Raw genomic sequence first — 8,578 nt, 5'->3', positions numbered from 1 at the left:
CCACGTGGTGCACGTGCAGTTCGGCCTTGGGGAGGCCGGCGATGAAGGCCTTGAGGTCGTGTGGGGCGCGGTACCGCTCTTCTTCGGAGGCGTTCGCGGGAACGGACGTGAGCCGCTCCGTCTCGTCCTGTATCTCAGCGGCGATCTTCTTGAGTTCCGGCTCGAACTTGCGCCCGTGGTGGGCGCAGAAGAGCAGTTCTCCGCCGCTGAGCAGTACGACGCGCAGGTACGCCTGGGCGCCGCAGCGGTCGCAGCGATCAGCGGCCGTCAACTGGCTCGCAGGGGTCAGAACAGTAGTCACGTCGCCTCTTCTCTAGCTCGACGAGCTGTCGTACCAGGGTCAACATCCAACCAGCCCCAAAACGTTCCCGCTCGTGGCTTTTCCTCGAAAGAATCTTTGCGAGGCGGCTGTCTGCTGCCGGTTGGCGGCGAATGTGCCGTATTGCGTGTCTATGTGTCTTACGGGGCTTCGCGTTGTATCGGTGGTCGGTCCTCCCGGCTGGGTTGCCGGTTGTTCATGAGGACGTGCCCGGAGCCTAAATGGTTCATGCCTGGAAGGGAACGTGATGTGTACTTCACTCCATCGAGGGATCGAACACCCATGCGAGTGTGGACTAGTGTGAGTTTTCGACGAGGGTGGCGTTACAACGGCTCTACCAGGCCTCGGTACCCTCTCACCGGTGACTGAAGCCGCGCCCTTACCCACGAGGGCCCCATCCGAAATTCAGCGAGGAGCGAACCGCGTGACCGCCGAGACGTCCGTGCCGTCCACAGCTCTGCTGGCAGGAGCAGACCGGGACGGATCCAACTACACCGCGCGGCACCTGCTCGTCCTCGAGGGGCTCGAGGCCGTGCGCAAGCGCCCGGGTATGTACATCGGGTCGACCGATAGCCGTGGCCTGATGCACTGCGTCTGGGAGATCATCGACAACTCCGTCGACGAGGCCCTGGGCGGGTACTGCGACCACATCGAGGTGATCCTCCAGGACGACGGCTCGGTCGAGGTCCGGGACAACGGCCGGGGGATCCCGATCGACGTCGAGCCCAAGACCGGCCTCTCCGGTGTCGAGGTCGTCATGACCAAGCTGCACGCCGGCGGCAAGTTCGGCGGCGGCTCCTACGCCGCCTCAGGTGGTCTGCACGGCGTCGGCGCCTCCGTGGTGAACGCCCTGTCCGCCCGCCTGGACGTCGAGGTGGACCGCGGTGGGCACACCCACGCGATCAGCTTCCGGCGCGGGGTGCCCGGAGCCTTCGCGGGGAACGGCCCCGACGCCAAGTTCGAGGCCAAGGGCGGCCTGCGCAAGGCCAAGAAGATCCCGAAGACCCGCACCGGCACGCGCGTGCGGTACTGGGCCGATCGCCAGATCTTCCTCAGGGACGCAAAGCTCAATCTGGAGACGCTGCACCAGCGTGCCCGGCAGACCGCGTTCCTGGTGCCCGGCCTGACCATCGTCGTGCGCGACGAGTACGGGCTCGGCGAGGGCGGCAGCAAGGGCGAGGAGTCCTTCCGCTTCGACGGTGGCATCAGCGAGTTCTGCGAGTACCTGGCGAACGACAAGCCGGTCTGCGACGTACTCCGCTTCTCCGGGCAGGGCACCTTCAAGGAGACCGTGCCCGTCCTGGACGACCACGGCCAGATGACGCCGACCGAGGTCACCCGCGAGCTCGGAGTCGACATCGCACTGCGATGGGGGACGGGCTACGACACGACGCTTCGGTCTTTCGTCAACATCATCGCCACGCCCAAGGGCGGGACCCACGTCGCCGGCTTCGAACAGGCCGTCGCCAAGACGATGAACGAGGTGCTGCGCACCAAGAAGCTCCTTCGCGTCGCCGAGGACGACATCGTCAAGGACGACGCCCTGGAGGGCCTGACCGCGGTCGTCACCGTGCGCCTCGCCGAGCCGCAGTTCGAGGGCCAGACCAAGGAGGTCCTCGGGACCTCGGCGGCTCGCCGCATCGTGAACAACGTGGTCACGAAGGAGCTCAAGGCGTTCCTGACGTCCACGAAGCGGGACGCCGCACAGCAGGCCCGTGTCGTGATGGAGAAGGCCGTCGCCGCGGCCCGTACGCGCATCGCCGCCCGGCAGCACAAGGACGCGCAGCGTCGCAAGACGGCCCTGGAGTCCTCCTCGCTGCCGGCCAAGCTGGCCGACTGCCGCAGCGACGACGTCGACCGCAGCGAGCTGTTCATCGTCGAGGGCGACTCCGCGCTCGGCACGGCGAAGCTCGCCCGGAACTCCGAGTTCCAGGCGCTGCTCCCGATCCGCGGCAAGATCCTCAACGTCCAGAAGTCGTCCGTGACGGACATGCTGAAGAACGCCGAGTGCGGTGCGATCATCCAGGTCATAGGAGCCGGATCGGGTCGGACGTTCGACATCGACACCGCGCGCTACGGCAAGATCATCATGATGACCGACGCCGACGTCGACGGCTCGCACATCCGCACCCTGCTGCTGACGCTGTTCCACCGCTACATGCGGCCCATGGTGGAGGCCGGCCGGGTCTTCGCGGCGGTGCCGCCGCTGCACCGGATCGAGATCGTCCAGCCGAAGAAGGGCCAGGACAAGTACGTCTACACGTACTCGGACCGCGAACTGCGCGACACGCTGATGGAGTTCCAGAGCAAGGGCATCCGCTACAAGGACTCGATCCAGCGCTACAAGGGCCTCGGCGAGATGGACGCCGACCAGCTGGCCGAGACGACGATGGACCCGCGCCACCGCACCCTGCGCCGGATCAACCTCTCCGACCTGGAGGCCGCCGAGCAGGTCTTCGATCTGCTGATGGGCAACGACGTGGCACCGCGCAAGGAGTTCATCTCCAACTCGGCGGCCACGCTGGACCGGTCACGGATCGACGCGTAGCCGCTGCCTGGCGTCCGCGTACCGCCCGGCCGCGAAAGGCGTCTCTCCACCCTCGGGTGGAGAGACGCACGGCCGAGAGCGTGCGGGCCGTGACCTCTTCACAAGACCGGACTCAAGGACCGTGCACAGACGGTGCGTTACGCCTTGGGGAAGGGACTCGTGCGGTCACCAGCGGGTCAGTCACCTGATGGGGTGAAGAGCGAAGGGAAGAAGAGTCGGGGATCTTCCCGTTCTGTCCATCCTTGGACATGCAGCAAAGCAAGGACCGTCCTCGCGGTGGCGGAGCGGGCGAGGAAAGTTGGGCCGAACCTCTCGACGCTCATGATCCGGTCCCGCTCGAGGAGGCCGGACAGCTCAGGTATGACGATCCCTGGTACGACGCCCTCGCCTCCGGCTGGGGCGAGTCGGCCGACGACGGGGCGCAGGTCCACGCGCTGATTCCGCCCGCGCGGGCAGAGGGCGTGACGGGGGCCGCGACGGCCGATGTGTACCTGGAAGTGCAGCGCAGTGCCGCCTTTCAGGAGGTGCGGCGGCGGTACCGGAGGTTCGTGGTGCCGGCGTTCGTGGCCTTCTTCGTCTGGTACGTGGGCTATGTCGTGGCTGCCACGACAGTGCCGCAGCTGATGGCGCGGCCCGTCGTGGGAGCGGTGAACGTGGCGATGGTGGCGGGGCTGGGGCAGTTCCTGTCCACGTTTCTGCTCACCTGGGCGTACGCACGGCACGCGCGGCTGCGCCGGGACCGGGCCGCGCTCGAACTGCGCTGGGACACACAGGAACTGACGCGTGGTGTGAACGGTGGTAGGTCGTGACGGAGGAACACCAGACGCTGGCGTTGCTGCTCTTCAGCGCGTTCGTCGCGGTCACGCTGGGGATCACCACGTGGGTCAGCCGCAACAGGCGCGGTTCGCCGGAGGAGTTCTACGCCGGAGGGCGGCTCTTCTCACCCATGGAGAATGGTTTTGCCATCGCGGGCGACTACATGTCGGCCGCCTCCTTCCTGGGAGTCACCGGGCTCATCGCGCTGTTCGGTTACGACGGGCTGCTGTACGTCGTCGGGTTCCTGGTGGCGTGGCTCGTGGTGCTGTTCCTGGTCGCCGAACTGGTCCGCAACTGCGGCCGGTTCACGCTCGCTGATGTCGTGACGTCACGGATGAGGGAGCGGCCGGTGAGGATCGCGGCGGGAACCTCCTCGGTCACGGTGTCCGTTCTGTATCTGGTGGCGCAGATGGTCGGCGCGGGGAGCCTGGTGGCGCTGCTGCTCGGCGGTACGAGCGACGCGGCGCGGTCCTGGACCGTCATCGGGGTGGGCGCGCTCATGGTCGTCTACGTGTCGCTGGGAGGGATGCGGGCGACCACCTGGATCCAGATCGTCAAGGCCGTCCTGCTGCTCGGGGGCACCGTGGTGCTGACGGTTCTCGTCCTGGCGCGCTTCCACGGCGACGTGGACCGGCTGCTGATCACGGCGGCCGAGCGCAGCGGGCACGGCGCGGCGTTTCTGGCACCGGGGCTGAAGTACGGCGGGGACTGGACCGCCCGCTTCGACTTCATCAGTCTGGGGCTGGCGTTGGTGCTGGGCACGGCGGGGCTGCCGCACATCCTGTCGCGCTTCTACACCGTGCCGACCGCGCGCGCTGCCCGCCGCTCGGTCGTGTGGGCCGTCGGGCTCATCGGCGGCTTTTATCTCATGACGATCGTGCTCGGGTTCGGCGCGGCCGCCATCCTGGGGCCGGAAGCGGTGCGCGGGTCGAACGCGGCCGGGAACACGGCGGTTCCGTTGCTGGCGCTCGATCTGGGCGGTGGGGCGGGGTCCACCGGCGGGACGGTTCTCTTCGCGATCGTCGCCGCGGTCGCCTTCGCGACGATCCTCGCCGTGGTCGCCGGGATCACGCTCGCGTCCTCGGCATCCGTGGCCCACGACCTGTACGCCTCCCTGCGGCGCAGGAGCGGTAAGCCGCGCAGTGAGGTGGCCGTGGCCCGTATGGCGGCTGTCGGCGTCGGCGCGGTGGCGATCGCGCTCGGCCTGCTGGCCAGGGATCTCAACGTGGCGTTCTTGGTGGGCCTGGCCTTCGCCGTCGCCGCGTCGGCGAACCTGCCGGTGCTGCTCTACTCCCTCTTCTGGCCGGGCTTCACCACACGGGGCGCCGTCTGGGCCGTCTACGGCGGTCTGATCCCGGCTGTGGTGCTCGTGGTGCTGTCCCCGGTGGTGTCCGGCAGTCCCGACTCGCTCTTCCCGGGCATCGACCTCCAGTGTTTCCCGTTGCAGAACCCGGGCCTGGTCTCGATTCCCCTCGGCTTCCTCGCGGGCTGGCTGGGCACGGTCACCTCGGCGGAGGTCCCGGACGAGGCCAAGCACGCGGAGACCGAGGTGCGGTCGCTGACGGGCGCGGGAGCGGCGTAGGGGTGGTGCCTGCGGTGCCGTGACCAGGACGGTGACCGTCACCGAAGCTTGAGGAGACCGAACCGCTGACGGCCCTAGCCGCGGGTCGCCCACACGTAACGGTGTTCCGGGCGGCCCGCGTCGCCGTACTTGAGGGTGAGCCTGGCCCGTCCTGTGCGCTCCAGGAGCTTCAGATAGCGCTGGGCGGTCTGACGGCTCACTCCGGTCCGCTCGGCGATCTCCTGGGCGGACAGGGGCCCGTTCGCGTGCATCAGGCACTGGCGGACCAGCTCAGCGGTGGTCGGGGAGTGTCCTTTGGGCAGGTCGGGCTCCGACGGCGCCGACAGGGCCCCGAAGATACGGTCCACCTCGGCCTGTTCCGCCTCCCCGCCGCCGTCCAGGGTGCGGCGCAGTTCCGCGTAGGCCTCCAGTTTGGCGCGCAGGCCGGCGAAGGCGAACGGCTTGACCAGGTACTGCAGTGCGCCGTGCCGCATCGCCGCCTGCACGGTGGAGACGTCCCGGGCCGCCGTCACCATGATCACGTCGGTCTGGTCGCCGCGCCGCCGCATCTCCTGGACGACGGCGAGCCCCGTGGCGTCCGGCAGGTAATGGTCCAGGAGCACGAGGTCCAGCCGGGGCAGTGTCTCCAGCTGATGGAGCGCTTCCGCCGCGCTGTGGGCCTCACCGGCGACATGGAAGCCCGGCACCTTCTCGACGTAGGCGGCGTTGACCTTCGCGACTCTCATGTCGTCGTCCACGACCAGGACCTCGATCATCACGACTCCTTCTCGGCGGTCTGCGGAGCTGACGGCACGGTCAGCACGGCCCGTTCGGGACCCGGCTCGGCCAGTGCCTCGGGCAGGACGACGGTGAACTCCGCGCCCCCGCCGTGTGCCTCGCCGACGGTCGCGCTGCCACCCTGCCGTTCGGCCAGCCTGCGCACCAGGGAGAGTCCGATACCCCGCTCACGGTGAGCCGGCGGCTTCTTCGTAGACCATCCCGAGGTGAAGATCAACTCCCGGTGCTCCGGCGGGACGCCCGGCCCCGTGTCACGCACCCGGAGGATCGCCGTACGCCCCTCGGCGCGCAGTTCGACCTCCACGCGCGCGTGCGGCTTGCCGGCGACGGCGTCGAGGGCGTTGTCCACCAGGTTTCCCACGACCGTGACGAGACCCTGCGGGTCGACCAGTCGGTCGGGAAGCCGGGTCCGGTCCGACACCCACAGGGCGACGCCCCGCTCGGCCGCGACGGTCGCCTTGCCGACCAGCAGGGCGGCGAGCAACGGATCCTCGATCCGTTCGGTGACCTGTTCCGCGGTGGCCCGGTGGTCACCGACCACCTCGCCGACGAACTCGACGGCGTCGTCGTACATCTCCAGTTCGAGCAGCCCGAGAAGCGTGTGCATACGGTTGGCGTGCTCGTGGTCCTGGGCGCGCAGGGCGTCGATCAGACCGCGGGTGGAGTCCAGTTCGCGGCCCAGCTGCTCCAGCTCGGTGCGATCGCGCAGGGTGGCCACGGCGCCGCCGTCGTCGGTGGGCATGCGGTTGGCGACCAGTACCCGCTGGCCGCGCACGGTGAGCAGATCCGTGCCGGTGACGCGTCCGGCCAGCACGTCGGCTGTACGGCCCGTGCCGAGCGCCTCGTCGGGGGAGCGGCCCACGACCGTCTCCCCGATGCCCAGCAGGCGCTGCGCCTCGTCGTTCACGAGGCGTATGCGGCCGGTGCGGTCCAGGGCCACGACACCCTCCCGGATGCCGTGCAGCATCGCCTCCCGTTCGGACAGGAGTGCCGCGATGTCCGAGAAGGCCAGGTCCCTGGTCTGCCGCTGGACTCGCCGTGAGATGACCCACGCGGCCAGCGCGCCCACGGCCAGGGCGCCGCCGGCGTACGCGAGCAGCCCCGGGATCGCGTGGATCAGCCGGGCCCGGACGCTGTCGTAGGCGATGCCGACCGAGACCGCGCCGACGACATGGCCGTCGCCGTCGCGCAGCGGCACCTTGCCCCGGGCGGAGCGGCCCAGGGTGCCGCTGTCGATCTCCATGACCTCCTTGCCGGCCAGGGCCTGGCCCGGGTCGGTGGAGACGATGCCGCCGATCTGCTTCGGGTCCGTGTGCGACCAGCGCACGCCCCGCCAGTCCATCACCACGATGTACTCGGCCTTGGTGGCCTTCCGGATCCGCTCCGCCTCCCGCTGCACCGGGCCGTTCGGCGTGGGGGGAGTGTCCCGCAGGTCCTTCGCGAGGTCGGGCAGTTGCGCGGTCGTCTGCGCGATCGCGAGCGCACGGCGCATCGCCTGGTCGTCCAGCTGATTGCTGAGGGGGGCGAGGAACAGTCCGGTCGCGAGCACCGCGACTCCCGCGGCGATCACGACCTGCATCAGCAGCACCTGCGAGAACACCCGCCGGGGCAGGCCGAGGCGCAGGCGGCGTGCGGGGGGAGTGGGGCTCATACCCAAGACCGTACGTGCGGACCGTCGGCCGCCCTAGACGGGTGTGGCGTGGATCTCCAGATCAATGAGCTTTTTCAGCGTGGCCACTGATCGGGTGAGGGGATCGGTCCCCACAACGGACAAAGCTCCCGTGCCGTTGGAGGAGGTGTTCTACGTCTCAACCCACCGGCGCGGGAGCCTCGTTGGTTGCCTATCCTGCCGCACTCGACCTGCCTCACGCCTTGGTCGAGTGGGTCACCATGCTCATCGTCACCCGCGAGGGTGACCGCCGCTGCAAGCTCCCGCCGCACCAGCGTGCCCTGGTCGGCTTGGTGTACCTGCGCCGACACGACACCCTGGCGCAGATCGCGGCCGGCTTCGGGATCTCGGTCGGCACCGCTCACGCCTACGTCGCCGCCGTCATCAATCACCTGTCCAAGCGGGCGCCCGGCTTGTTGCGGGTGCTGTGGGAGACCCATCCCGAGCACGTCCTCCTGGACGGCACGCTCGCCGAGTGCGACCGGGTCGGCGACAGCCGGGCCGGCTACTCCCACAAGCATCGCCGCCACGGCGTGAACGTGCAGGTCGTGACCGATCCCGCGGGCAGGCTGCTGTGGATCTCACCTGCGCTGCCCGGCCGCACCCACGACCTCACCGCGGCCCGCACCCACAAGATCATCCGGATCTGCGAACGTCAGGGCGTCCCCGTCCTCGCCGACCGCGCCTACATCGGAGCCGGCCCCTGGGTGACCACACCAATCCGACGCCCGCCCCGCCGAGAACTCACACCGACTCAGCGCACGATGAACCGAGCACTGTCAGCAGCACGAGCACCAGTCGAACGAGGTGTCGCAAGGCTGAAGTCCTGGCGGATCTTCCGCAGAGCCCGCTGCAGCCCGAACCGCC

Annotated in this window: 7 protein-coding genes and 1 pseudogene; 5 read left to right on the top strand and 3 right to left on the bottom strand. The window is 69.1% G+C overall.

What is annotated here, in order from left to right; genetic code table 11:
• Positions 1-301, bottom strand: a 301-nt coding sequence (locus ABT116_RS36060; protein ID WP_502983996.1) for a DUF7455 domain-containing protein, incomplete at its 3' end; no start/stop codon positions are given.
• Positions 302-743: 442 nt separating this feature from the next.
• Between ABT116_RS36060 and ABT116_RS36055 the strand changes: the two genes are divergently transcribed.
• The 4 genes and pseudogenes from ABT116_RS36055 (at position 744) to ABT116_RS36040 (ending at position 5,265) form a co-directional block, all read left to right on the top strand.
• A complete protein-coding gene (locus tag ABT116_RS36055; protein WP_351642873.1) occupies positions 744-2,867 on the top strand; it encodes a DNA gyrase/topoisomerase IV subunit B in 2,124 nt (707 codons plus the stop codon).
• Between the two features lie 102 nt (positions 2,868-2,969).
• Positions 2,970-3,044 (top strand): annotated as a pseudogene (locus tag ABT116_RS36050) (DNA-binding response regulator); the annotation flags it as partial.
• A gap of 71 nt (positions 3,045-3,115) precedes the next feature.
• Complete coding sequence (locus ABT116_RS36045) at positions 3,116-3,676, top strand: DUF485 domain-containing protein (protein WP_351642871.1); 561 nt, start codon at positions 3,116-3,118, stop codon at positions 3,674-3,676.
• The gene (locus ABT116_RS36040) at positions 3,673-5,265 is read left to right on the top strand and encodes a monocarboxylic acid transporter (RefSeq protein WP_351642868.1); all 1,593 of its coding nucleotides are present in this window, start codon (positions 3,673-3,675) and stop codon (positions 5,263-5,265) included. The genes ABT116_RS36045 and ABT116_RS36040 overlap by 4 nt, the downstream gene beginning before the upstream one ends.
• A gap of 74 nt (positions 5,266-5,339) precedes the next feature.
• Here ABT116_RS36040 and ABT116_RS36035 read toward each other — a convergent pair whose 3' ends face one another.
• Complete coding sequence (locus tag ABT116_RS36035; RefSeq protein WP_351642865.1) at positions 5,340-6,020, bottom strand: response regulator; 681 nt, start codon at positions 6,018-6,020, stop codon at positions 5,340-5,342.
• On the bottom strand, positions 6,020-7,693 hold the full coding sequence (locus ABT116_RS36030; RefSeq protein ID WP_351642863.1) for an ATP-binding protein: 1,674 nt from the start codon (positions 7,691-7,693) through the stop codon (positions 6,020-6,022). Before ABT116_RS36030 ends, ABT116_RS36035 begins: the two co-directional genes overlap by 1 nt.
• Before the next feature lie 182 nt (positions 7,694-7,875).
• On the opposite strand from ABT116_RS36030, the gene ABT116_RS36025 reads away from it, so the two are divergent.
• Positions 7,876-8,578: transposase family protein (locus ABT116_RS36025; protein ID WP_351642860.1), on the top strand; the 703-nt coding region annotated here is incomplete at its 3' end.

Origin of the sequence: Streptomyces sp. NPDC002130 (assembly GCF_040296465.1) — a bacterium.
Lineage (GTDB): Bacteria > Actinomycetota > Actinomycetes > Streptomycetales > Streptomycetaceae > Streptomyces.
The sequence above is the reverse complement of the archived record's forward strand: the minus strand, read 5'-3'. Positions and strand labels throughout refer to the sequence as shown.

Excerpts from the sequence above, each read along its gene's own strand:
- ABT116_RS36045 (WP_351642871.1), top strand. The coding sequence starts at position 3,116 with ATGCAGCAAAGCAAGGACCGTCCTCGCGGTGGCGGAGCGGGCGAGGAA.
- ABT116_RS36035 (WP_351642865.1), bottom strand. The coding sequence starts at position 6,020 with ATGATCGAGGTCCTGGTCGTGGACGACGACATGAGAGTCGCGAAGGTC.
- ABT116_RS36030 (WP_351642863.1), bottom strand. The coding sequence starts at position 7,693 with ATGAGCCCCACTCCCCCCGCACGCCGCCTGCGCCTCGGCCTGCCCCGG.